This is a genomic window from Phaeobacter sp. JH20_08 (assembly GCF_048056635.1).
Classification (GTDB): Bacteria; Pseudomonadota; Alphaproteobacteria; order Rhodobacterales; family Rhodobacteraceae; genus Phaeobacter; species Phaeobacter bryozoorum.
In genome coordinates this window covers 167,421-189,490 of sequence record NZ_JAYMVV010000022.1, presented here as the reverse complement: position 1 = coordinate 189,490, position 22,070 = coordinate 167,421, and the positions used below count along the sequence as shown (strand labels likewise).

Annotated in this window: 22 protein-coding genes, 1 tRNA gene and 2 riboswitches; of the genes, 12 read left to right on the top strand and 11 right to left on the bottom strand. The window is 61.5% G+C overall.

Annotated elements, in window-relative coordinates:
* Positions 1–155: 155 nt before the first annotated feature.
* A complete protein-coding gene (locus tag VWY75_RS19345; protein ID WP_260102748.1) occupies positions 156–1,022 on the top strand; it encodes a branched-chain amino acid aminotransferase in 867 nt (288 codons plus the stop codon).
* Between the two features lie 108 nt (positions 1,023–1,130).
* On the opposite strand, the gene VWY75_RS19340 is transcribed toward VWY75_RS19345, so the two are convergent.
* Positions 1,131–1,559, bottom strand: coding sequence for an organic hydroperoxide resistance protein (locus VWY75_RS19340; RefSeq protein WP_340547013.1), 429 nt, complete (start codon positions 1,557–1,559; stop codon positions 1,131–1,133).
* 119 nt (positions 1,560–1,678) lie between these two features.
* Here VWY75_RS19340 and VWY75_RS19335 point away from each other — a divergent pair, with 119 nt between their 5' ends.
* The gene (locus VWY75_RS19335) at positions 1,679–2,125 is read left to right on the top strand and encodes a MarR family winged helix-turn-helix transcriptional regulator (RefSeq protein WP_416537817.1); all 447 of its coding nucleotides are present in this window, start codon (positions 1,679–1,681) and stop codon (positions 2,123–2,125) included.
* A gap of 9 nt (positions 2,126–2,134) precedes the next feature.
* Here VWY75_RS19335 and VWY75_RS19330 read toward each other — a convergent pair whose 3' ends face one another.
* A complete protein-coding gene (locus tag VWY75_RS19330; RefSeq protein ID WP_340547011.1) occupies positions 2,135–3,070 on the bottom strand; it encodes a DMT family transporter in 936 nt (311 codons plus the stop codon).
* A 116-nt stretch (positions 3,071–3,186) separates the two neighbouring features.
* Here VWY75_RS19330 and VWY75_RS19325 point away from each other — a divergent pair, with 116 nt between their 5' ends.
* Positions 3,187–4,689, top strand: a complete 1,503-nt coding sequence (locus VWY75_RS19325) for a malonate--CoA ligase (RefSeq protein ID WP_416537818.1) — start codon at positions 3,187–3,189, stop codon at positions 4,687–4,689.
* Positions 4,690–4,743: 54 nt separating this feature from the next.
* Here the strand turns inward: VWY75_RS19325 and aroC are convergent, their stop codons facing one another.
* Complete coding sequence (gene aroC / locus VWY75_RS19320) at positions 4,744–5,850, bottom strand: chorismate synthase (protein WP_340547009.1); 1,107 nt, start codon at positions 5,848–5,850, stop codon at positions 4,744–4,746.
* Between the two features lie 280 nt (positions 5,851–6,130).
* Positions 6,131–6,223: riboswitch (TPP riboswitch) on the top strand.
* Positions 6,224–6,266: 43 nt separating this feature from the next.
* Between aroC and thiB the strand changes: the two genes are divergently transcribed.
* The 3 genes from thiB to VWY75_RS19305 are packed head-to-tail and all read left to right on the top strand — an operon-like array spanning position 6,267 to position 9,455.
* Positions 6,267–7,244, top strand: coding sequence for a thiamine ABC transporter substrate binding subunit (thiB, locus tag VWY75_RS19315; RefSeq protein WP_416537709.1), 978 nt, complete (start codon positions 6,267–6,269; stop codon positions 7,242–7,244).
* Positions 7,220–8,776 carry a thiamine/thiamine pyrophosphate ABC transporter permease ThiP gene (locus tag VWY75_RS19310; protein WP_416537708.1) on the top strand — a complete coding sequence of 519 codons (1,557 nt, stop codon included), beginning with the start codon at positions 7,220–7,222 and terminating at the stop codon, positions 8,774–8,776. The genes thiB and VWY75_RS19310 overlap by 25 nt, the downstream gene beginning before the upstream one ends.
* Positions 8,763–9,455 carry an ATP-binding cassette domain-containing protein gene (locus VWY75_RS19305; RefSeq protein WP_416534413.1) on the top strand — a complete coding sequence of 231 codons (693 nt, stop codon included), beginning with the start codon at positions 8,763–8,765 and terminating at the stop codon, positions 9,453–9,455. Before VWY75_RS19310 ends, VWY75_RS19305 begins: the two co-directional genes overlap by 14 nt.
* Positions 9,456–9,505: 50 nt before the next feature.
* Here VWY75_RS19305 and VWY75_RS19300 read toward each other — a convergent pair whose 3' ends face one another.
* Entirely contained in the window at positions 9,506–9,943 is a 438-nt protein-coding gene (locus VWY75_RS19300) for a 6,7-dimethyl-8-ribityllumazine synthase (RefSeq protein ID WP_340547005.1), read from the bottom strand.
* A 79-nt stretch (positions 9,944–10,022) separates the two neighbouring features.
* Positions 10,023–10,230, bottom strand: a riboswitch (FMN riboswitch).
* A gap of 170 nt (positions 10,231–10,400) precedes the next feature.
* Here VWY75_RS19300 and VWY75_RS19295 point away from each other — a divergent pair.
* From VWY75_RS19295 to VWY75_RS19280, 4 genes are all read left to right on the top strand, one after another.
* Positions 10,401–11,003 (top strand): glutathione S-transferase, encoded by a 603-nt coding sequence (locus tag VWY75_RS19295; RefSeq protein WP_416537707.1) that lies wholly within the window; start codon positions 10,401–10,403, stop codon positions 11,001–11,003.
* Between the two features lie 225 nt (positions 11,004–11,228).
* Positions 11,229–11,789: a ubiquinol-cytochrome c reductase iron-sulfur subunit gene (gene petA, locus VWY75_RS19290; RefSeq protein ID WP_340547003.1), complete on the top strand. Its 561-nt coding sequence runs from the start codon at positions 11,229–11,231 to the stop codon at positions 11,787–11,789.
* An 11-nt stretch (positions 11,790–11,800) separates the two neighbouring features.
* The gene (gene petB / locus VWY75_RS19285; protein ID WP_340547002.1) at positions 11,801–13,135 is read left to right on the top strand and encodes a cytochrome b; all 1,335 of its coding nucleotides are present in this window, start codon (positions 11,801–11,803) and stop codon (positions 13,133–13,135) included.
* Positions 13,136–13,153: 18 nt separating this feature from the next.
* Entirely contained in the window at positions 13,154–13,945 is a 792-nt protein-coding gene (locus tag VWY75_RS19280) for a cytochrome c1 (RefSeq protein ID WP_340547001.1), read from the top strand.
* Positions 13,946–14,093: 148 nt separating this feature from the next.
* Here the strand turns inward: VWY75_RS19280 and VWY75_RS19275 are convergent, their stop codons facing one another.
* The 3 genes from VWY75_RS19275 to dapF all read right to left on the bottom strand — a co-directional run bounded on the left by VWY75_RS19275 (position 14,094) and on the right by dapF (position 16,829).
* Complete coding sequence (locus tag VWY75_RS19275) at positions 14,094–14,615, bottom strand: chloramphenicol phosphotransferase CPT family protein (RefSeq protein ID WP_416537706.1); 522 nt, start codon at positions 14,613–14,615, stop codon at positions 14,094–14,096.
* A gap of 109 nt (positions 14,616–14,724) precedes the next feature.
* Positions 14,725–15,987, bottom strand: a complete 1,263-nt coding sequence (gene mtaB / locus VWY75_RS19270) for a tRNA (N(6)-L-threonylcarbamoyladenosine(37)-C(2))-methylthiotransferase MtaB (RefSeq protein ID WP_416537705.1) — start codon at positions 15,985–15,987, stop codon at positions 14,725–14,727.
* Entirely contained in the window at positions 15,984–16,829 is an 846-nt protein-coding gene (gene dapF / locus VWY75_RS19265) for a diaminopimelate epimerase (RefSeq protein ID WP_416534418.1), read from the bottom strand. The genes mtaB and dapF overlap by 4 nt, the downstream gene beginning before the upstream one ends.
* A 211-nt stretch (positions 16,830–17,040) precedes the next feature.
* On the opposite strand from dapF, the gene VWY75_RS19260 reads away from it, so the two are divergent.
* A tRNA-Lys gene (locus VWY75_RS19260) sits at positions 17,041–17,116 on the top strand.
* A gap of 289 nt (positions 17,117–17,405) precedes the next feature.
* Here the strand turns inward: VWY75_RS19260 and VWY75_RS19255 are convergent.
* The 4 genes from VWY75_RS19255 to gstA form a co-directional block, all read right to left on the bottom strand.
* Positions 17,406–19,436 carry a M10 family metallopeptidase gene (locus VWY75_RS19255; RefSeq protein ID WP_416537704.1) on the bottom strand — a complete coding sequence of 677 codons (2,031 nt, stop codon included), beginning with the start codon at positions 19,434–19,436 and terminating at the stop codon, positions 17,406–17,408.
* Between the two features lie 345 nt (positions 19,437–19,781).
* Positions 19,782–20,003: a tautomerase family protein gene (locus VWY75_RS19250; protein WP_416537703.1), complete on the bottom strand. Its 222-nt coding sequence runs from the start codon at positions 20,001–20,003 to the stop codon at positions 19,782–19,784.
* A 3-nt stretch (positions 20,004–20,006) separates the two neighbouring features.
* Positions 20,007–20,387 (bottom strand): nuclear transport factor 2 family protein, encoded by a 381-nt coding sequence (locus tag VWY75_RS19245; RefSeq protein WP_416537702.1) that lies wholly within the window; start codon positions 20,385–20,387, stop codon positions 20,007–20,009.
* A complete protein-coding gene (gene gstA, locus VWY75_RS19240; protein WP_416537701.1) occupies positions 20,384–20,995 on the bottom strand; it encodes a glutathione transferase GstA in 612 nt (203 codons plus the stop codon). The genes VWY75_RS19245 and gstA overlap by 4 nt, the downstream gene beginning before the upstream one ends.
* A 108-nt stretch (positions 20,996–21,103) precedes the next feature.
* On the opposite strand from gstA, the gene VWY75_RS19235 reads away from it, so the two are divergent.
* The gene (locus VWY75_RS19235; protein ID WP_416537700.1) at positions 21,104–22,021 is read left to right on the top strand and encodes a LysR family transcriptional regulator; all 918 of its coding nucleotides are present in this window, start codon (positions 21,104–21,106) and stop codon (positions 22,019–22,021) included.
* Positions 22,022–22,070: the final 49 nt, after the last annotated feature.

Below are 22,070 nucleotides of genomic sequence, written 5' to 3'. Positions count from 1 at the left end.
CTCTCCCCTGTTGTGTTGAGGCCATTTTAAGTCAGCGTTGTTGACATTCCAAGTCTGAAGATGTATCGAATCGCAGGTTTAGCGCAACATTATGTCCGAACCGGTCATATAATGCGCAACTTCTGGAAATTGGGCGAGGCATTAGGAGGTGCGCCATGGCGGGTTATGATGATCGGGACGGTTTGATCTGGATGGACGGGGAAATGGTCGACTGGCGCGATGCCAAGGTCCATATCCTCAGCCACGCGATGCATTATGCCTCCTCCGTCTTCGAGGGTGAGCGCGCCTATAATGGCAAGATCTTCAAGAGCCGCGAGCATTCGGAGCGTCTGGTCGCCAGCGCAGAAGCGCTGGATATGCCGATGCCCTATACCGTGGATCAGATCGAAGCCGCGAAGCAGGAAACCCTGAAAGCCAGCGGATTGCAGGATGCCTATGTGCGGGCCGTTGTCTGGCGCGGCTCGGGCGAAGACATGGGTGTCGCTTCGGCGAAGAACCCGGTGCGCATGGCCATCGCGGTCTGGGGCTGGGGCGCCTATTATGGCGATGCCAAGATGCAGGGCGCCAAACTGGATATCGCGGAATGGAAACGACCAAGCCCGGAAACCATCCCGGTCCACGCCAAGGCGGCAGGTCTCTACATGATCTGCACCATCTCCAAGCACAAGGCCGAGGCCAAGGGCTGCTCGGATGCGTTGTTCATGGATTACCGTGGCTATGTGGCGGAGGCGACCGGCGCCAATATCTTCTTCGTGAAGGATGGCGAAGTGCATACGCCGAAACCTGACTGTTTCCTGAACGGCATCACCCGACAGACCGTAATCGGTATGCTGAAGGATCGCGGTATCACCGTGCATGAGCGCCACATCATGCCGGAGGAACTGGACGGGTTCGAACAGTGCTGGCTGACCGGCACCGCCGCCGAAGTCACCCCGGTTGGCCAGATCGGTCCGCACAGCTTCGAGGTGGGCGAGATGACACGTGAGATCGCCAAAGCCTATGAGGAACTGGTGCGCAGCTGACCCCGCGCGCGGAACGCCAGATCGCTGTTACAATGCAAAAGCGCGGGGAAAACCCCGCGCTTTTTCCGTATCAGCCCCCTTTTGGGGGCCGTGGGCGTGGTGCCGGGATCAGACCAGCTCGGTGGTGACGGTCACATTGCCGCGCACCGCGTTGGAGTAGGGGCAGATCTTGTGGCCTGCCTCGGTCACCGCCTTTGCCTCCTCGGGGGAGAGGCCGGGCAGAGCCACCTTCAGTGCAACGGTGAGACCAAAGCCGCCTTCGTCGCGCGGGCCAATGCCGACCTCGGCGTGGACCGACACGTCATTCGGTACCTTGGCGAGGCTGTCGTCCTGAGTGGTCGCGAATTTCATCGCGCCGATGTAGCAGGCCGCATAGCCGGCAGCGAACAGCTGCTCGGGGTTGCTGCCCTTGCCGCCGCCACCCATTTCCTTGGGCGGATCCAGATCAAAGCTGAGGTCGCTGTCGTGGATGCTGGCTTTGCCATCGCGGCCACCGGTTGCGGTTGCTGCGGCTGTGTAGACGGGAGAAACACTCATGATGGGATCCTTTCCTGTGTCACTGTCGAAGTAAATTACATCGTGTGCGATATAAATGGATCCTCCGGCGCAAAGGTCAAGTCCTTGAAGAAGGATCGTGCACGATTTAAATTGCACCCATGACCGATACGCCAACATCCCCCATACCAGATACGCCGGATCTCCTGTGCTTTGCGATTTATTCGGCAAACCACGCGCTGACCCGGCTCTATCGCCCGTTGCTGGCGCCGCTGGGGCTGACCTATCCTCAGTATCTGGTGTTGATCTCGCTTTATCACACCGATGGACAGACCGTCGGCGCGTTGGGCCAGCAGCTGGACCTGGAAACCAATACGCTGACACCACTGTTGAAGCGGATGGAGGCTGCGGGGCTGCTGGCACGTGTGGCCAACCCCGAGGATGATCGCAGCCGTCTGGTGCAGCTTACAGCGCGGGGGCGGGATCTGGCGGATAACGCAGGCGAGATCACCTCCTGTATCCTGAAGGAACTGGGGGGCGACCTGCAGGATCTGCTGGACCTGCGGGACCGCATCAACGGGTTGCGCGCCCGTCTGGAGGCGGACTAGCCGCCAGCCTCAACCCTTGGGATCGGTAACCGACCGCGCCTTGCCGCGTTCCAAGCCCAGACGGCTCTCGCGCCAAATCACCAGCACATTGCCCGCGATCACCAGCCCGGCACCGATCAGCATCACCAGCGTCGGCAGCTCATTGAACCAGATATAGCCCAGCAGAATGGCAAACAGCATCGAGGAATAATCGTAGGGCGCCAGCATCGACGCCGGGGCAAACCGATACGAGGAGGTGACCAGAATCTGTGCCACCCCGCCAACCAGCCCGGCGCCGATCAGCAGCGCCAGCGTAACGGGGTCAGGCCAGACCCAGCCAAAGGGCAGCGTGCATAGCGACAGGATCGAGGCGGTCAGCGAGAAGTAGAACACGATGGCGGCCGTATGTTCCGTCATCACCATACGGCGAATATGGATCTGTACCAGCCCGCGCGCCACCGTCGCGATCAGGATCAGGATGGCCCCCAGGGTCGCGGTATCGCCCAGATCTCCGCCCCCCAGTCGCGGCCAGAGCATCACCAGAACACCGATCAGACCGATGATCACCGCGCTGATCCGGATCAGCCGGATCCGCTCCCCAAGCAGAAGTGCGGCCAGAATCAGCGTGAAGATCGGCGTTGCATAACCAATCGCGGTGACTTCGGGCAGTGGCAGCATCCCCAGCCCCATGAAGGTCATCCCCATCGCCGTCGTTCCCAGGATGCCACGCAGGAAATGCCCTCCGGGCCGCGATGTTTTCAAACCACGCGGCAGCTGGCCGCGCAGGGTCAGCCAGATCAGGATCACCGGAATGGCAAAAAACGATCGGAAGAACACCGCCTCACCCGCGGGCACCACATCCGATGTCGCCTTGATGATCGCCGACAGCCCGGTGAACAGGGCAATGGCCGCCAGTTTCAGCGCAATGGCACGGCCCGGTTGATGCGATGTTAAGGATGTCACCATGCGCAGACCCTGCGCCTGCGGATCAAAAAGTGCAACGGGTTGATTTTACCACCCGGCTTTGTCCAAGGTCGCGCAGGGTCATGAAACCCAACCGCACCGCCGCAAGGAGCCCCTGAATGTATGACGCAAACCCCCTGATCCATCATCTGCGCGCCGCCTCTCTTGGTCGCGAGGATGCCGTATTCGCCACCCGTCCCGGTGCCGATCCGCTGCGCTATGGGGATCTCTTCGCCGGGGCTGAGCGTATGGCGGCGGCGCTTGTTTCACGTGGAGTCCAGCCGGGGGATCGTGTCGCGGCGCAGGTGGAGAAATCCCTTGCCGCGATTGAGCTGTATCTGGGTGCGGTGATGGCCGGGGCGGTGTTTCTGCCGCTTAACCCTGCCTATACCGATGCGGAGGTGGCCTATTTCATCGGTGATGCAACGCCGCGCGTCTTTGTCTGCGATCCGGCGCGGCGAGAGAGTTTGTGCGCGGTCGCGGGAGAGGCAGCCGTGCTGACGCTGGATGGCGAGGGGCAGGGCAGCCTTATGGAGCTGGCAGCGGGGCAGGCCGGGTTCGATCCGGTGGCGCGGACCCCATCGGATCTGGCGGCGATCCTCTACACATCCGGCACCACGGGCCGGTCAAAGGGGGCGATGCTCAGTCATGAAAACCTCTATTCCAATTCACTGACCCTGCGGGATCACTGGCGCTTCACCGCTGAGGATGTGCTGATTCATGCGCTGCCGATATTCCACACGCACGGGCTGTTCGTGGCGACCAATGTGGCGCTTCTGGCGGGGGCGCAGGTGGTGTTTCTGCCCCGGTTCGATGCCGAGGCCATTCTTGCAGCTCTGCCGACATCGACCGCGCTGATGGGGGTGCCGACCTTCTATACGCGGCTGTTGGCGCAGGCGCAGCTGACCCCGGATCTGGCGGCCAATATGCGCCTGTTCATTTCCGGCTCGGCGCCGCTCCTGGTGGAGACCCACGAACAGTGGGAGGCGCGCACAGGTCATCGCATTCTGGAACGCTATGGGATGACGGAAACCAATATGAGCACCTCAAACCCCTATGATGGCGCACGCATCGCAGGCACTGTCGGCCAACCGCTGCCGGGGGTGGAGGCGCGGGTGATGCTGGAGGGAAAGGAGCTGCCGCAGGGCGAAATCGGCGTGCTGGATGTGCGCGGTCCGAATGTGTTCCAGGGTTACTGGCAGATGCCGGAGAAAACCGCCGAGGAACTGCGCCCGGATGGCTGGTTCATCACCGGCGATCTCGCGAAGATTGACGACAGCGGCTATGTCACCATCGTCGGCCGGGAAAAGGATCTGGTGATCTCCGGTGGCTTCAACGTCTACCCAAAGGAGGTTGAGACCCTGATCGACGATCTGCCGGGGGTATTGGAAAGTGCGGTGATCGGCGTGCCGCATCCCGATTTCGGCGAGGCCGTGGTGGCGGTGGTGGTCCCGACAGAGGAAGGCACCGATGCTGCGGCCATTCAGGCGGCTTTGTCCGGGCAGCTGGCAAAGTTCAAACAGCCCAAACATGTCGCGCTGATGCAGGAGCTGCCGCGCAACACGATGGGCAAGGTACAGAAGAAAGCGCTGCGCGAGCGCTTTGCCGGGCTTTTCACCTGATTTGGCCGTCACCCCCGTCTCGCGTCTGATCTTGGCGGCGAGACGGAGACAGGATCAGCCGCCGATGTGGCCCTGGTTTTCCCCCACCTGACCGCGATGCAGCAGCAGGTGATCGAGGATCACACAGGCCATCATCGCCTCCGCCACCGGCACCGCACGGATGCCGACGCAGGGATCGTGACGGCCCTTGGTGATGACCTCGGCGGCGCTGCCATCCTTGCGGATCGACTGGCGCGGCGTCAGGATTGATGACGTGGGTTTCACCGCAAACCGGACGACAACATCCTGCCCGGTGGAAATCCCGCCCAGAATGCCGCCGGAATGGTTCGACGAATAGATCGGCTGACCATCATTGCCGAGGAAGATCTCATCGGCGTTTTCCGAGCCCTTCAGACGCGCGGCGTTCATGCCTTCGCCGATCTCGACGGCTTTGACAGCGTTGATCGACATCATTGCGGCGGCCAGATCGGTGTCCAGCTTGCCATAGATCGGCGCGCCAATGCCTGCGGGTACGCCACGGGCGACAACCTCAATCACCGCGCCAACGGAATCGTGTTCCTTGCGCAGCCCCTGAAGGTAGTCTTCCCAGTCCTGCACTGCGGCGGCATCTGGGATCCAGAAGTCATTCTGGTCGATGGCGTCCCAGTCGAACCGGCTGCGGTCGATCTCCATCTCGCCCATGCGGGTCATGTAGCCTTTGATCTCCAGCCCTGGCACCAGCGATTTGATCGCCTCCCGAGCAACACCGCCAGCGGCCACGCGGGCTGCCGTTTCGCGGGCTGAAGATCGGCCACCGCCGCGATAGTCGCGGTTGCCGTATTTCTGAAAATAGGTGATGTCGGCGTGGCCCGGGCGGAAGGTCTGGGCGATATCGCCATAGTCCTTGGAGCGCTGATCGGTGTTTTCGATCATCAGCTGGATCGGTGTGCCTGTCGATTTGCCCTCGAACACACCGGAGAGGATTTTCACCGCATCGGGTTCGTTGCGCTGGGTCATGTTCTTGTTCTGACCGGGGCGGCGTTTGTCGAGCCACTGCTGCAGCATCCCGGCGTCGACCGGGACATTGGGGGGGCAGCCGTCAACCGTCGCACCCAGAGCGGGTCCGTGGCTTTCGCCCCAGGTGGTGACGCGGAACAGATGGCCAAAGCTGTTGATCGACATGGGCGCGGTCTCCTTTGCGAAAGTGCTTAGCGGGGGTGGGCGGCACCCTCAAGGGGTTTCCTGTTTCGCAGCGTGGGGCGGGGGCGCTGCCCCCGCCGCCCATAGGGCGGCTCCCCCGGGATATTTCCGGCCAGAAGATGGGGTGGGTTAACCTTGCAGAAAGGACAGCCAGACTCCCCCAATGTTTCGCGTGCGAAACAATTGGTCAGCCTTGCTGTCATTCTAGTGAGGGGTGCGAGCCCGCTATCGCTTGTCTTTCAGCGGTCCGGCCCCTAGGGTGCGCGCCACCTCGGGGTGCGTCATCGACGCTGAGATCACACCCGTAGAACCTGAACCGGCTAGAACCGGCGGAGGGAAGGTATGGATTGGCTCCACCCTTGCCCCACGTCGCATTGGAGGCCGCATTGGAGGATGCCATGAAACATCTTGTACTTGCAGCGGGACTGCTGGGCGCAACGGCAGCCTATGCCGAAACGCCTGAACTTATTGTCTACACCTACGACAGCTTTGTCTCTGACTGGGGGCCCGGGCCGGCGGTGGAGAAAGCCTTTGAGGCGACCTGCGGCTGTGACCTGAAACTGGTCGGCGCAGGTGACGGCGCGGCGCTGCTCGCACGGGTGAAGCTGGAAGGGGCGCGGTCCGATGCGGATGTGGTGCTGGGGCTCGACACCAATCTGACCGCAGCGGCGAAGGCGACCGGTCTTTTTGCCGAGCACAGCATCAGCGCCGATTATGCACTGCCGTTCGAGTGGGAAGACGCCACCTTTGCGCCCTATGACTGGGGGTATTTTGCCTTTGTGCATAATGCGGATGCCACGGCACCGAAGAGTTTTACCGAGCTGGCTGAGAGCGATCTGAAGATCGTGATTCAGGATCCGCGTTCCTCCACCCCCGGCCTTGGCCTCTTGATGTGGGTGAAGGCTGCCTATGGCGACAAGGCCCCCGAGGTCTGGGAGGGGCTGGCCGACAATGTGCTGACCGTGACCAAGGGCTGGTCGGAGGCCTATGGGCTGTTCCTGGAGGGCGAGGCGGATATGGTGCTCTCCTATACCACCTCGCCGGCCTATCACCTGATCGCCGAGGATGACGCCAGCAAGGCGGCGGCGGTCTTCGATGAAGGTCACTACATGCAAGTTGAGGTTGCCGGCAAGCTGGCGGCCAGCGACCAGCCGGAACTGGCGGATCAGTTCCTGGCCTTCATGGTCAGCGATGCGTTCCAGTCAATCATTCCGACCACCAACTGGATGTATCCGGCGGTGACGCCGACAGCTGGCCTGCCGCAGGGGTTTGAGACCCTCGTTGAGCCGGAGAAATCGCTGTTGCTGGGTGCAGAGGAAGCGGCGGCGCTGCGTGATGCGGCGCTGGAAGAATGGCTGACCGCGCTCAGCCGCTGAGATCCCGCTGGGGTCTGGGCGTCGCGGCCCTGGTCGCGACGTTCATCCTTGGGGCCTTGGCCGCTGTTATCCTGCGGGCCGAGGTCGGGCGCGGTCTTGGGGTCGCCGATTGGGCCGCGATCCGCTTTACCATCTGGCAGGCGGTTCTGTCGGCGGTTGTGAGCGTGACGCTGGCGGTGCCGGTGGCGCGCGCGCTGGCGCGGCGACGGTTTCGCGGGCGGCGGCTGCTGATCGCCCTGATGGGGGCGCCGTTCATCCTGCCGGTGATTGTTGCGATCCTTGGCATTCTGGCGGTGTTTGGCCGGTCGGGCTGGTTGAGCGATCTGCTGGGGGTTTTCGGGCTTGGACCGCTGCAGATCTATGGTTTGCACGGCGTTGTGCTGGCTCATGTGTTTTTCAATCTGCCGCTGGCGACACGGCTGATCCTGCAAGGCTGGCAGGAAATCCCGGCGGAGCGCTTTCGCCTTGCGGCGCAGCTCAATGCCGGACCATTGGCAATGTGGCGGCTGCTGGAGGCACCGATGCTGCGGCAGGTGGTGCCCGGTGCGCTGGCGGTGGTCTTTGCGATCTGCCTTTCCAGCTTTGCGGTGGCGCTGACGCTGGGAGGCGGACCACGTGCCACCACCATCGAACTGGCGATTTATCAGGCGTTCCGCTTCGACTTCGATCTGGGGCGGGCGGCGATGCTGTCGGGTGTTCAGCTGCTGCTGACCGGGGCGGCGGCGCTGGTGGCGCTGCGCGTTGCCAGCGGCGAAGGATTCGGAGCCGGGCTGGACCGGCCCGTGCGGCGCTGGGATGGCGAGGGGCGCTGGGCGCGGGGGCTGGATGCGATCTATCTGTCGGGGGCGGCGCTGTTCCTGGTGTTGCCGCTGAGCGCCATCGTCATCGCGGGGCTGCCGGGGCTTCTGTCGATGGGGGAGTCGGTCTGGATGGCGGCGGCGACGTCGGCGTTGATTGCCGGGCTGAGTACGCTGGTTCTGCTGCTGATCGCCCTGCCGATGGCAATTGCCGTGGCGCTGGGCCGGGGGGCGGTGGTGGAGGTTGCCGGGCTGCTTGGTCTGGCGGTGTCACCGCTGGTGATCGGCACCGGGCTGTTTATTCTGATCTACCCGGTTGCCGATCCCTTTGCGCTGGCGCTGCCGGTCACGGCATTGGTCAATGCGCTGATGGCGCTGCCGTTTGCGCTGCGCATTCTGATCCCCAGAGTGCGCGAGATCCTGGCGCGCTATGGCCGTTTGTCGCTCTCTTTGGACATGCGCGGCGGGGCGTTCCTGCGCCGGGTGCTGTTGCCACGGCTGCGTCCTCAGCTTGGCTTTGCCGCGGGACTGGCGGCTGCGCTGTCGATGGGCGATCTCGGAGTCATTGCGCTGTTTGCCGATTCTGAAACCGCAACGCTGCCCTTGCAGGTCTATCGTCTGATGGGAGCTTACCGGATGGAGGCAGCCTCGGGCGGGGCGCTGTTGCTGCTAAGCCTGTCGATGGGGGCGTTTTACATATGCGACCGGGGAGGTCGGCGTCATGCTGAAACTTGATCACTGCAAAATGGATAACGGCGGCTTTATCGTGCGTGCGGACCTGTCGGTTGCGGCGGGTGAGCGGGTGGCGGTGATCGGTCCCTCCGGCGCGGGCAAGACAACGCTGATCGAGGCGATTGCCGGTTTTGTGCCGATCATCTCAGGGGGGCTATCGTGGCAGGGGCGCGCTTTGACGGATGTGAGACCGGGTGCACGGCCGATTGCGATGTTGTTTCAGGACGGCAATCTGTTTCCCCATCTGAGCGTGGCGCAGAATGTCGCGCTGGGCATTCGCCCGAACCTGCGGCTGAGCCGCGAAGAGCAGGACAGGGTGCGCGCAGCGATTGCCCGGGTCGGACTGGCCGGAATGGAAGAGCGCAAGCCCGCCGCCCTGTCCGGTGGTCAGCAAAGCCGGGTGGCGCTGGGACGGGTGCTGGTGCAGGGCCGCGATCTGCTGCTGCTGGACGAGCCGTTTGCGGCGCTGGGGCCCGCGCTGAAGGCCGAGATGCTGGATCTGGTGGCGGAGCTGGCTCAGGAGACCGGGGCAACGGTTCTGATGGTCAGCCATGACCCGGCGGATGCGCGGCGGATTGCGGATCAGGTGATACTGGTGGCGGATGGCGTGGCGCATCCGCCGATGGCGACGGCGGAGCTACTGGACAATCCGCCGCCGGCGCTGAAGGCCTATCTGGGGTGATCGCTTGGCCGGGCCTGTAGCGGCCCGACCCGCGCTGCGTCGTGCCCCGTTTAGGCGCCAAGCGCCTCCTGCCGGGTTCTGACGATCATCAGCGCAGCATTGGCGGCCTCGCGTCCCTTGTCGACAAAATGGGCGCGGTAGATGGCGTTGTGGTGATCGGTTTCCTGATAGTGGTGCGGTGTCAGCGAGACGGACAGGACGGGCACGCCAGTCTCCATGCCTGCCTGCATCAGGCCATCCACCACAGCCTGTGCCACGAAGTCATGGCGGTAGATGCCGCCATCCACCACAAAGGCGGCGCAGGCGATGGCGTCGTATTTTCCGGTCTTGGCGAGATCCTTGGCCAGCAGCGGCATTTCAAAGGCGCCGGGCACATCAAACACGTCGATCTGCTCCGCCGGGATCAGCTGCTGAAAGCCCTCCAATGCGCGATCAACGATGTCGGAATGCCAATGTGCCTTGATGAAGGCAAAGCGGGTGTGTGTCATTGTGGTATCTCCTATAGGTTTGACACGTCACCCAAGGCGATCACGAGTGATGAGGGCACACGTCCCCCGTGGCCCTGTCACACGTTCTCTTTCATCCGGACTATGACCGTCGGCTCTGGAGTTACACCAGATCTGCTGGACATCATTTCCAGCGCGTTCACAGCCCGAAAAGTGGGAACCGGTTGTCGGTTCAAGCTGTGACGGCACTCAAAATGACCGCTCGCGGGCTTACGGGGACATGCCCGCTTACCGCCGGTGGGGAATTTCGCCCCGCCCTGAGAACAGCGCGAACATGGCCGCTCGATATGGCAAAGGCAAGAGGAAGCGTGACCGAAGATGCCGAAGGGGGTGGTCCTGCCGTGAGGCCAGGCTAGAGTGTGCGCAGCCGCGCCCCATGTAAGACATGGTATCATCGTCGTGGATCTGTCTCCAAACCCCGTTCAGAAGGATTTCCGCAATGAAACTCTATCACGCGCCCACCTCCCCCTATGTGCGTAAGGTCATGGTGGTGCTGCATGAAACGGATCAGCTGGCGGATGTCGAGCTGATCCCGGTGGCCACCACGCCGATTGCCCCGGCGAGCGACCTGAAGGCCGCCAACCCGCTGGCCAAGATCCCGGCGCTGGAACGCGCGGAGGGCGCGACGCTGTATGACAGCCGGGTGATCTGCGCCTATCTGGCAGAGCGTGCGGGTGGGGCGCTTTATGAGGGCGGCTGGGACACGCGGGTGCTGGAGGCCACGGCGGATGGCATCATGGAGGCGGCAGTGCTGCTGTCGTATGAAAAGCGCCTGCGCCCCGCAGACAAGCAATGGCCAGAGTGGATCGAAGGGCAGAGCGGCAAGGTGCTGGGCGGCTGCGCGGCGCTGAACGCGCGCTGGATGGCGCATCTGAAAGGATCGCTGCGGATCGGGCAGATCGCTGTGGCCTGTGCATTGTCCTATGTGGATTTCCGGCACCCGGACATGGGCTGGCGCAAGGGGAACGAGGCGCTGGCGGATTGGTTCGCCGAATTCGATTCGCGTCCGTCGATGCAGGCGACGCGACCACCGGAAAGCTGAGATCTGGCGCGGGCGCTCCCCTTGAAATACGGCGTGCCCGCGCAAATATGTGAGGCTGTTTGCAACAGTTGCGCATAATTACTTGCGTGTGCGTCCATCTGCGCGCCTATGACCGCTGGACGAAAGCCCTTCTCCCCGCTAGATACCCGCGATGAGTCACTGCGTTCATTGCGCGGTGTATGCGCATGTTTGCCCTAAACGGGCGCTGGAATTGGAGAAAACCTCGTGTCCCACGCAGAAGACAACGAAGGAACCCGGAGAGATTTCCTCTACTACGCCACTGCCGGCGCCGGGGCAGTGACTGCGGGCGCCGCTATTTGGCCCCTGGTCAACCAGATGAACCCCTCGGCTGACGTTCAGGCTCTGTCCTCGATTATCGTTGACGTGGCAGGTGTGGAAGTCGGGACCCAGATCTCGGTTATGTTCCTTGGCAAGCCGGTGTTCATCCGCCGCCGCACCCAGGAAGAGATCGAAGCGGCACGTGCTGTTGATCTGGCCGACCTGCCCGATCCGGTTGCCCGGAACGTCAACGCAGGCGATGTGCCGGCCACCGACGAAAACCGCACCATGGACGAAGCTGGCGAATGGCTGGTCATGATGGGTGTCTGTACCCACCTCGGCTGTGTGCCGCTGGGTGATGGCGCTGGCGAGTTCAATGGCTGGTTCTGCCCCTGCCACGGGTCGCACTACGACACTGCCGGTCGTATCCGCAAAGGTCCCGCGCCCGAGAACCTGCCGGTTCCGACGGCCGTGTTCCTTGATGAAACTACGATCCAACTGGGATAAGGGAGACATTCATGTCCGGCATTCCGCACGATCATTATGAGCCGAAAACCGGTGGCGAGAAGTGGCTGCACAGCCGCCTGCCCATCGTTGGCCTGATCTATGACACCATTATGATCCCCACGCCCAAGAACCTGAACTGGTTGTGGATCTGGGGTATCGTCCTGGCATTCTGCCTGGTCCTGCAAATCGTCACCGGTATCATCCTGGTGATGCATTACACACCACATGTCGATCTGGCGTTTGCCTCCGTTGAGCACATCATGCGCAACGTGAACGGCGGCCATATGATCCGCTATCTGCATATGAACGGTGCATCGCTGTTCTTTGTCGCGGTCTACATCCACATTTTCCGGGGGCTCTACTACGGGTCCTACAAGGCACCGCGCGAGATCACATGGATCATCGGCATGCTGATCTACCTGATGATGATGGGCACCGCCTTCATGGGCTATGTACTGCCCTGGGGTCAGATGTCCTTCTGGGGAGCGACCGTGATCACCGGCCTGTTCGGCGCCATTCCCTTTGTTGGTGAAGCGCTGCAGACATGGCTGCTGGGCGGGCCTGCCGTGGACAACGCCACGCTGAACCGCTTCTTCTCGCTGCACTATCTGCTGCCTTTCGTGATCGCGGCGCTGGTCATCGTGCACATCTGGGCCTTCCACACCACCGGCAACAACAACCCGACCGGTGTTGAAGTGCGTCGGGGCTCCAAGGAAGAAGCCAAGAAAGACACGCTGCCGTTCTGGCCCTATTTCGTGATCAAGGATTTCGTAGGTCTGGCGGTTGTGCTGGTTGTGTTCTGGGCGATCGTCGGCTTCATGCCGAACTACCTCGGCCACCCCGATAACTACATCGAAGCCAACCCGCTGGTGACCCCTGCACACATCGTTCCCGAATGGTACTTCCTGCCGTTCTACGCGATCCTGCGGGCCTTCACCTCGGAAGTCTGGGTTGTGCAGATTGCCTCCTTTGTGACCGGTGGCATCATCGACGCCAAGTTCTTTGGCGTGCTGGCGATGTTTGGTGCGATTGCCGTCATGGCGCTGGCGCCCTGGCTGGACACCAGCCGCGTGCGCTCGGGCCGGTACCGCCCGCAGTTCAAGTGGTGGTTCCTGCTGCTGGTCATCGACTTCTTTGCCCTGATGTGGCTGGGTGCGATGCCTGCGGAAGAACCCTATGCGTCGTTCTCCCTGATCGCTTCGGCCTATTGGTTCGCCTACTTCCTGGTGATCCTGCCGCTGCTGGGCGTCATCGAGAAGCCGCTGGCGATTCCCGAGACCATCGAAGCGGATTTTGATGCCCATTACGGCAAGAAGTCTGGCGCTGACGCCACGCCGGCCGAGTAATTGAGAAGGACAGCAACCATGTTGAAAAAACTAGCCATTGGTGCCGCCTTCGCACTGTCCCTGGCGCCTGCCGCATCCTTTGCGGCGGGAGGCTCGGGCCATGTCGAGGACTATGACTTCTCGTTCGAAGGCCCGTTTGGCACCTACGACACCAACCAGCTGCAGCGCGGTCTGCAGATCTACACCGAAGTCTGCGCAGCCTGTCACGGGCTGAAGCTGGTGCCGTTGCGCACCCTGGCCGATGAAGGTGGCCCGAACCTGCCAGAAGAGCAGGTCCGCGCCTATGCGGCCGAGAACTTCTCGGTTTACGATCCGGTGGAGGATGAAGATCGTCCGGCCAAGCCGACCGATAACTTCCCGGAAAACAACAACGCAGGCGCGCCTGACCTCAGCATGATGGCCAAGGCACGTGCGGGTTTCCACGGCCCCTACGGTCTGGGTCTGAACCAGCTGTTCAAAGGCATGGGCGGTGCGGAATATATTGCGTCGCTGCTGGCGGGTTACACCGGTGAGACCAAGGAAGAAGCAGGCACCACCTTCTATGGCAACACTGCCTTCCCTGGTGGCTGGATCTCCATGGCGCCGCCGCTGTCGGATGAGCAGGTTGAGTTCGTCGATGGCCACGCCAACGATGTGGAAGCCATGTCGCAGGACGTCGCGGCCTTCCTGATGTGGACGGCAGAGCCGAAAATGATGGCGCGCAAGCAGGCCGGTTTTGTCGGCGTGCTGTTCCTGACGCTGCTGTCGGTGCTGCTGTATCTCACCAACAAGCGTCTGTGGGCGCCGCACAAAGGCAAGAAAACCAGCTAAGCCGGTTTTCCTGAGCAATTACGAACCCCCGCATGGTGTGACCCTGCGGGGGTTTTTCGTATTGGGGGCGCTGCCCCTCTGCCCTGCGGGCATTCACCCCGGAGTATTTCGGGAAAGATGACAGCGGGCGGTGCGTCCTGATGTGCGGCTAGCGGAAAAACCCGGAGGCGGGTAGCGGCTGGTTGATGCGGGTGAGGATGTCGCGCGCAAGCTGTTCGGTGTCGCGGGTGCCGTCGCACTCCAGATCATACCGCATCTCGGCATGGACATGAGCGGCATCCTGCACGGCGCTGCCCGGCGGCCTGTCACCCCGGCGCTGCTCGCGCTGGTGCAGCGCGCCGAGAGAGGGGCGCAATCCGACGAACAGCATTTGGTGGCCCGCCAGCAGGTCCTGCAACTGGCTGTGCCAGCCGGGTGTGTCGAGGATATGTTCGATGATCAGATCATTACCGGCGTCGGCAAAGCCTGTAACTGCGCGATGGAACCCGTCAAAGAAGGCGGGGCGGGCCGTTTGCCAGTCGGGATAATCGACCTGGCGCCAGGCGCCGCTGCTGCGCAGGTGATCAATGGAGAGGTGCAGGAAGGGGCGGGGTGACTGGCGGCGCAGTTCTGCTGCCAGCGTGGATTTGCCGCTGCTGGAGGGGCCGTGAAGGAAGAGGATGAGGCTCATGATCCTGCCATCCTCCGGCATCGATGCGGGAGGGGCAAGACTGTCTTCGCAGTAGGAGTGGCACCCAGAGTGCTGCCTGTGTGCGGCTCCAATGCGTCGACGCGCGGCCTCAGGCAGTGAGTTGGGTTCCCCTGATGCCGGTGGTGGTGGTGGTGACGATCTCGCCCTCCACCTGCGGGGTTGCAAAGCTGACCTCGGTGAATTGCTCGGTGCGGCCCATGTGCGGGTTTTCCATCAGGATGCGATGCCTGCGGCCGATCTGCGCGGTGAGATGGGCCTGTACCTGCACGTCACCGGCGGCGCGCAGACGGGCGGCTCGCTCCTTGATCACCGTGCCATTCACCTGATTGGGGATCTTGGCGGCCGGGGTGCCCTCGCGCTTGGAATAGGGGAAGACGTGCAGCCAGGTGAGATCGCAGTCGGTAACCAGTTTCAGCGAGTTCTCGAAATGGGCGTCCGACTCGGTCGGAAAGCCTGCAATGATATCGGCACCAAAGGTCATCTCCGGGCGCAGGCGGCGGGCGTCTTCGCAGAATTTGATCGCGTCATCGCGCAGGTGGCGGCGGGCCATCCGTTTCAGGATCAGATCATCGCCGTGTTGCAGCGACAGGTGCAGGTGCGGCATCAGGCGGGATTCGGTAGCGATGGCCTGCATCAGGTTCTCGTCCACCTCGATCGAATCGATGGAGGAGATGCGCAGGCGCGGCAGGTCCGGCACCAGTTTCAGGATCCGCATCACCAGATCGCCCAGACGGGGCGTGGCGGGCAGGTCGGCGCCCCAGGAGGTGAGATCGACGCCGGTCAGGACAACCTCATGATAGCCCCGGTCCACCAGCCGCTTGATCTGATCGACCACCACACCGGCAGGGACGGAGCGGGAATTGCCGCGACCATAGGGGATGATGCAGAAGGTGCAGCGGTGGTCACAGCCGTTCTGGACCTGCACATAGGCGCGGCTGCGGGTGCCGAAACCATCAATGAGATGGCCTGCGGTCTCGGTCACCGACATGATATCGTCGACCTGCACCTTTTCCGTGGTGCCGATGAAGTCCGGTCCCTTGGCGATCTGCTGCCAGGTTTTGGCCTGCATCTTTTCGGTGTTGCCGATGACGCGGGTGACCTCTTCCATTGCGGCAAAGGTCTCCGGTTCGGTCTGGGCGGCACAACCGGTGACGATGATCGGCGCCTCCGGGTTTTCACGGCGCAGGCGGCGGATCTCCTGCCGCGCCTTGCGCACGGCCTCGGCGGTGACGGCACAGGTGTTGACCACCACGGCATTGCTGAGCCCTGCCTGCTGGCTGAGCTCTTTCATCGCTTCGGTTTCATAGGCGTTCAGGCGGCAGCCGAGCGTGGTGAATTTGGGCGCGCTCATGTTGAGAGGCTTTCCAGAAAGTCGCGGGTGAAGCTGCCGTCGAACACGTGGCAGGTCGGGCCGGTCATCCAGACGCCATCGTCGCGCCAGTCAATCCAGAGCGTGCCGCCATCCAGATCTATCTGCACATGGCGACCGGTCAGCCCGCGTCGCGCTGCGGCCACTGCGGTGGCGCAGGACGAGGAGCCCGAGGCCAGGGTGATGCCGACGCCGCGTTCCCAGACGCGCATGCGGATGTGATCTGTGCCGACCAGATGGGCGACCTGCACATTGGTGCGTTCAGGGTAAAGCGGATGATGTTCGTAGCGCGCGCCAAATTCGGCGAGAGGGATCAGCTCGGCGTTTTCGACAAAAAAGGTGCAATGCGGATTGCCCATGCCGGTGGCGGTTGGCGCCCCCTCAATCGGCAGCTCCAGCGTGTCCATCTGCTCTGCCAGCGGGATATCCTGCCAGTCCAGCTGTGGCTGGCCCATGTTGACGGCGGTCAGCCCGTTTCCTGCATCTCTTGCATGAAGCAGGCCGCGATCGGTGGTCAGACGCAGGGCCTCGCGTCCGGTCTGCTGCATCAGGTAGCGGGCCACGCAGCGGGTGGCGTTGCCGCAGGCGGCCGAGGTGGATCCATCGGCGTTGTAGAAGGTCAGATGTGCGTCTTCCTCGCCGTGGGTGATGACGGTGAGCTGGTCGAATCCCACGCCCATCTGCCTGTGCGCGATTCCGGCGGCCATGGCCGGTGTGATGGGCCACGACATGTCACGGGCATCCACAACAACGAAGTCGTTGCCGAGGCCGTGCATCTTCATGAAGGGCAAGCGGGTGTCTGATCCTGTGGTCATTTCGCGCATATAGACCTCCGTCGAAGATGAATCCAGCCTTGTGGCAAGAAAGTTGAAAAAAGGGGTTGACCGTCTCAGCCCTTACCCCTAGATACGCCGCCTATCGGGACAGCATGACTGACACGGTCGCGCCGCTCCGAAGCAAATTAAGTGCTTGATCCTTTTGGATTATGTCCTTAAAGAGCGACCAGGGAACAACACGATGTTCCGAAGAAGAAGTGGGCCGTTAGCTCAGTTGGTAGAGCAACTGACTTTTAATCAGTGGGTCGCAGGTTCGAATCCTGCACGGCTCACCACTTCCTCCAATAAGATCAATCCACTGAACATTCGTATTTGTACTATGCCGGTAGATCTCGGCCAGAGTGCCGAGTGAATACTGTATTGAAGATCCGCCTCCTTTGATTGCTCGGAAGCAGCACGTTTCCCATACTGCTATAGCTACATTGCCTGTCCTCAGACGGGACGCCAGCCGCCTTAGCACAGTCGAGCCCTCCTTGGCTGTGACATCTAGTCCGAAAGCCTGGAAGCAGAGGGCGGGCTATGCGGTTGCCCGCGCAGCCCGCCTGCGGTCGATCAGTGAACCTACTAGGTGAAGACGATATTGCTATGCAGGTCCTGTAGCTGCAGATTCAACAGGGTTATGCTGTCACCATCACCGAAGTCGAAAATCACGCTCCCTGACACGTCATTTGCATAGCCAAGCGCATCCTGCTCAGTAGAGAAACCGAACCCGCTCAGCAAAAGCGTGTCATTGCCGAGGCCAAAATCGGTGATCCGGTCGGCGTCTTCTCCCTTCGTGAATACAAATGTGTCGGCACCGTTGCCGCCGGTCAGAGTATCGTCGCCGGAACCGCCGTAAAGCGTGTCCCGGCCGCTCTTGCCATTCAGCACGTCGTCGCCCTGATTTCCCAGCAACTTGTCGTTGCCAGTGCCACCAAAGACTGTGTCGTTGCCCTTGCCACCCAGCACTCGGTCATCACCATCTTGACCGCTGATATGGTCATTTCCGGTATTGCCATAGACAGTGTCATTTCCGTCACCACCTGTCATGACGTCATTGCCGCCCTCACCACGCAGAATATTGGCGCCAGTGTTGCCGGAAATCGAGTTGTCCGCCTCATTGCCAGTGCCATTGATGTTGGCACTTCCGGTGAGGGTCAGGTCTTCGATATGTGCGCTGTGAGCAGTCAGATCGAAAGTTACTGAGCTATTGACCCGGTCCTGACCTGCGCCCGCATTTTCGGCCACCTGGTCTGCGGCATCGTCCACCCAGTAGGTATCGTTGCCTGTGCCTCCTGACATACTGTCGGCGCCGGTACCTCCATTCAGAGTGTCATTGCCGGAACCGCCGTAAAGCGTGTCCGCACCTTCTTTGCCATTCAGCACGTCGTGGTCCTGATTTCCCAGCAACTCGTCGTTGCCAGTGCCGCCAAAGACTGTGTCGTTGCCCTTGCCACCCAGCATCCGGTCATCACCGTCTTGACCGCTGATATGGTCATTTCCGGTATTGCCAAAGACGGTATCATTACCTGCACCGCCTGTGATGGTGTCGTTGCCACCCTCACCACGCAGTAAATTGGAGCCGACGTTGCCTGCGATTACGTCGTTGCCAGTGCCACCTATGGCATTTTCGATCAGCGAACGCCTGTCACCATTATGGAGAAGTGCATTGTAGATATTGCCGCTAGCGTTATATCCATATCCCAGATGGGCCGTCTGTTCAGCGCTGAAGCGTGAGGATTCGCCGGGGTTCAGATCAATGTTTAGATTCTCGGCGTAGGCTGAAAGATCATAGGTGTCGACGCCGCCCCCATCCCAGATGGTGGCGAAAATCCGGTTGCCGACCGCATCGATTGCAATTTCACCATTGACCAAAGTGTCGCCTGAATTGGGGGACCACTTGTAGACCGTATCGTTGCTGTTGGTGGTGTAATTGGCACCATACATATGCTGCAGGGCCGCGATATCCAGCATCATGTAGGTTTGTGCAAAGCTCGAGGGTTCATTTCTATATCCACCTAGCGGGCTATTTTCGTAGCTCAGATAGCTCATGATCGTGTATTCCATGTGGTCGTACTCAGATGGAACAACACCGAATCCGTTAATGTTTTCATGTGAATGCGTCAGTCCCAGAGCATGTCCGGTTTCATGCAGCACAGTATGCCAGGCGTAGTTGCCCGCTGCCGGGGATCGGTAAACCGTGTTTCCAAACCAGACGTCCCCTGCGGCTGGACTGTTTTGCGGGTAATATCCATGAGCACTGAGAACATCGGGTGAGGACGTGTTGCCGTACCGAATAGCCTCCGGGCTGGTCGTATCCGGTGTTGCGTCATGCTCAATATTCAGCTTTGTAATACCTTCAACAGAAAAGCCCCTTGCTGCGGCGGGGCCGAGATCAGAGTCCAAAGCGAATTTGATCGCAGATTTCTGCAGATCGGAAACCTCTGAAAACGCAGCTGCCTCATTATAAGAAGCTGAATAATTATAGACACCGGGCTCAGACGGGTAGGCATAGTGAATAGTATCATCGCTCCATTTTTGCCCAAAAAACAAGCCGTCGACTCTTTGATCTCCGATCTGGAGAAATGATGAGACAGAGTTCAAACCTTTAGCCATGAAATTTTCCTTCAAGGGGAATTGCGTCAGTAAATGAGTTGTCGCGTCGGAAAACGGGTCAGCCTTCCCGTGACTATGTCGATGAATGCATAAATATAGATAGACATGTCGTGACATTAAAATTCACAGATGAAAGCAACCAGAAGGAGACAGCGTGCCCGGCGGCTCAGCTCTACTATCGTCAGGCGTTAGGGCGCGCAATACAAACAACGCCCGGCCATGAGCCCGGTTCTGCAACGCCTGGCGGCAATTGAGACAGCGCTGGCCGGTACGCCCTCCACCGCAAAAGTCATCGGCGCCCGGGACAGCGGACAGGTCGCCCTCAGGCCTCTGTCCGCTGCGTCTTTATTGCGCCTGCTTGCGGTACTGTTGCACCGGCAGGCCGCCGACGCCCCAGTCTTCCAGCGGAACCTCGTCGATCACTACAAATGTGGTTGCCGGGGTCTTGCCCAGAATATCCTGCAGCAGCCCCGTCACCCCGGCGATCAGCTGCGCCTTCTGGTCTGCGCTTGGGCCGGTGCCTTCGGGGCCGCCCTCGCGGGTGACTATGATATTCACATAAGGCATCGTTCAGTCCTTTCGCGGAACATAGGAAAACACTTTGGCCACGATACGCCATTCGGCACCGTAGCGGACAAGGGTCAGCAGGTCGTGGAAATCCCGCCCCATCATGGTCATCCGGGCGCTGACACGGGCCAGCCGGTCGCTGGCAAAGGCGATCTCCAGAATCTCCTCCTCGCGCGCCTCACCGCGTTTGGTCGGCGGCTCGCGGCTATCGACGCGGGTCATGTAGGTCTCAAGATCCAGAAAAAGTTCATCGCCTTCGGTGGCGCAGACATAGGCCAGCTGCGGGTGAAAAACCTTGCGCAGCAGGGCGCTGTCGGCCTGATAGAGGCCTTCAAAATAGGCCTCCATTAGTGCGCCGACCAGTTTGTGATCGGCGGGCGTCATTGGATCAGCCCCTCGGCGCGCATCGCGGCCTGGGCCGACGGGCGATTGGCGCTGCGGCCCACAAAGGCAGCCAGATTGGGCCAGCGGGAGAGGTCGATGTCGGTGAAATTGGCCCAGTTCGAAACTACGAACAGATAGGCGTCCGCCACTGAGAACTGATCCTCAACCAGCCATTCGCGGCCATCCGCCAGCTGGACCTCTATGAAATCGAACTTGCCCGCAACCGCGCTGCGCGCGTCGTCCTTGCCGGCTTCGGACGTGCCCTCGCGGAACAGCGGGCTAAAGGCCTTGTGCAGCTCGGTCCCGATCCAGTTGAGCTGTTCCTGCATCCGGGCCCGGCCCAAGGTGCCCGCCGCCGGCGCCAGACCTGCCTCCGGATGGCTGTCCGCGATATACTGTAAAACCGCCGCCCCTTCAGTGAGGACGCTGCCATCGTCCAGACCCAGGGCCGGAACATAGCCTTTGGGGTTGATCGCACGATAATCCGCGCCGCTTTCGGTCTGCCCCGTCGCGGTGTCGACCGCTTCGATGTCAAACGGGCGGCCGGTTTCATAGAGGGCGATATGGCTGGCCAGCGGGCAGGCGCCGGTTTTGTAGTAGAGTTTCATGACAGTCTCCTGTGGTGGTGATGCCCTCTGACTACCTTCAGATATGATTGATTGATAATATTGTGTTTGCAGCATAACGATTAGGCAATCTGATCATGTTGGAAGCCGATGAAACACGACCAGCTCCTTGCCCTCGAGGCCATTGTCGCAGCCGGCACCTTCCGCGGCGCGGCGGAGCGTCTGAATAAATCCCAGTCGGCCATCAGCCATGCAATCCGCCTGCTGGAAGAGGAATTGGAGCTGGAGCTGTTCAGCCGCGAAGCCTACCGGCCGTCTCTGACCCCGGCGGGCGAAATCTTCTACCGCGAGGCGTCGCGGGTGCTGCGGCAGATGCAGGGGCTTCGATCTACCGCCGCCCGGCTGCGCGCCCGCGAAGAACCGGAACTGACGCTTGCCGTCAGTGCCACCATGGATCTGGACCCTTTGCTGCCGGCGCTTGCGGAGACCGGGCGGCGCCACCCTGCGACCCACCTCCGGCTGCGCATGGAAATGATGGGCGGCCCGATTGCCCGGCTGATGGAGGGCAAGGCGGATATTGCGCTTGCGTCGCTTGACGGGGTGCCGCTGGACGACGTGGAGGCAGAGCCGGTTGCCGAGGTCACGATCCGGCCGGTGGCCAGCCCCGCCTTGAACCTGCCCGTCGGGTCCCGCGCCTTGTCGGCATCCGAAATGCAAAGCCATGTGCAGGTGGTCGCCGCCGGCACCGGCGGCGCGGCGCATGACCAAAGCCGCGATCTCTTGTCCGGGAGCCTGAAATGGACGGTGTCCGATCTCGCGGCCAAGAAAAAGGTGATCCTCGCCGGGCTTGGCTGGGGCGGTCTGCCAGATCACATGACAGAGGAGGAGCGGCGTTCCGGGGCTTTGCTGTCCCTGAACCTGGACGGGTTCCCGCTGCGACGGACAATGATATTCAAGATGCGGCGCAGGGACCAGCCCATTGGGGTTGTTGCCGAGGAACTCTGGAACAGGGTCGGTGCGGCTGTCTCAGCTGCGAAGCCGGTTGCCGCAGACACAGCAAGGCGCTAAGCAGGAGGCAGGCACGGTCCGAGTTGCGAGGCGAATGTGAAAGCTGTTT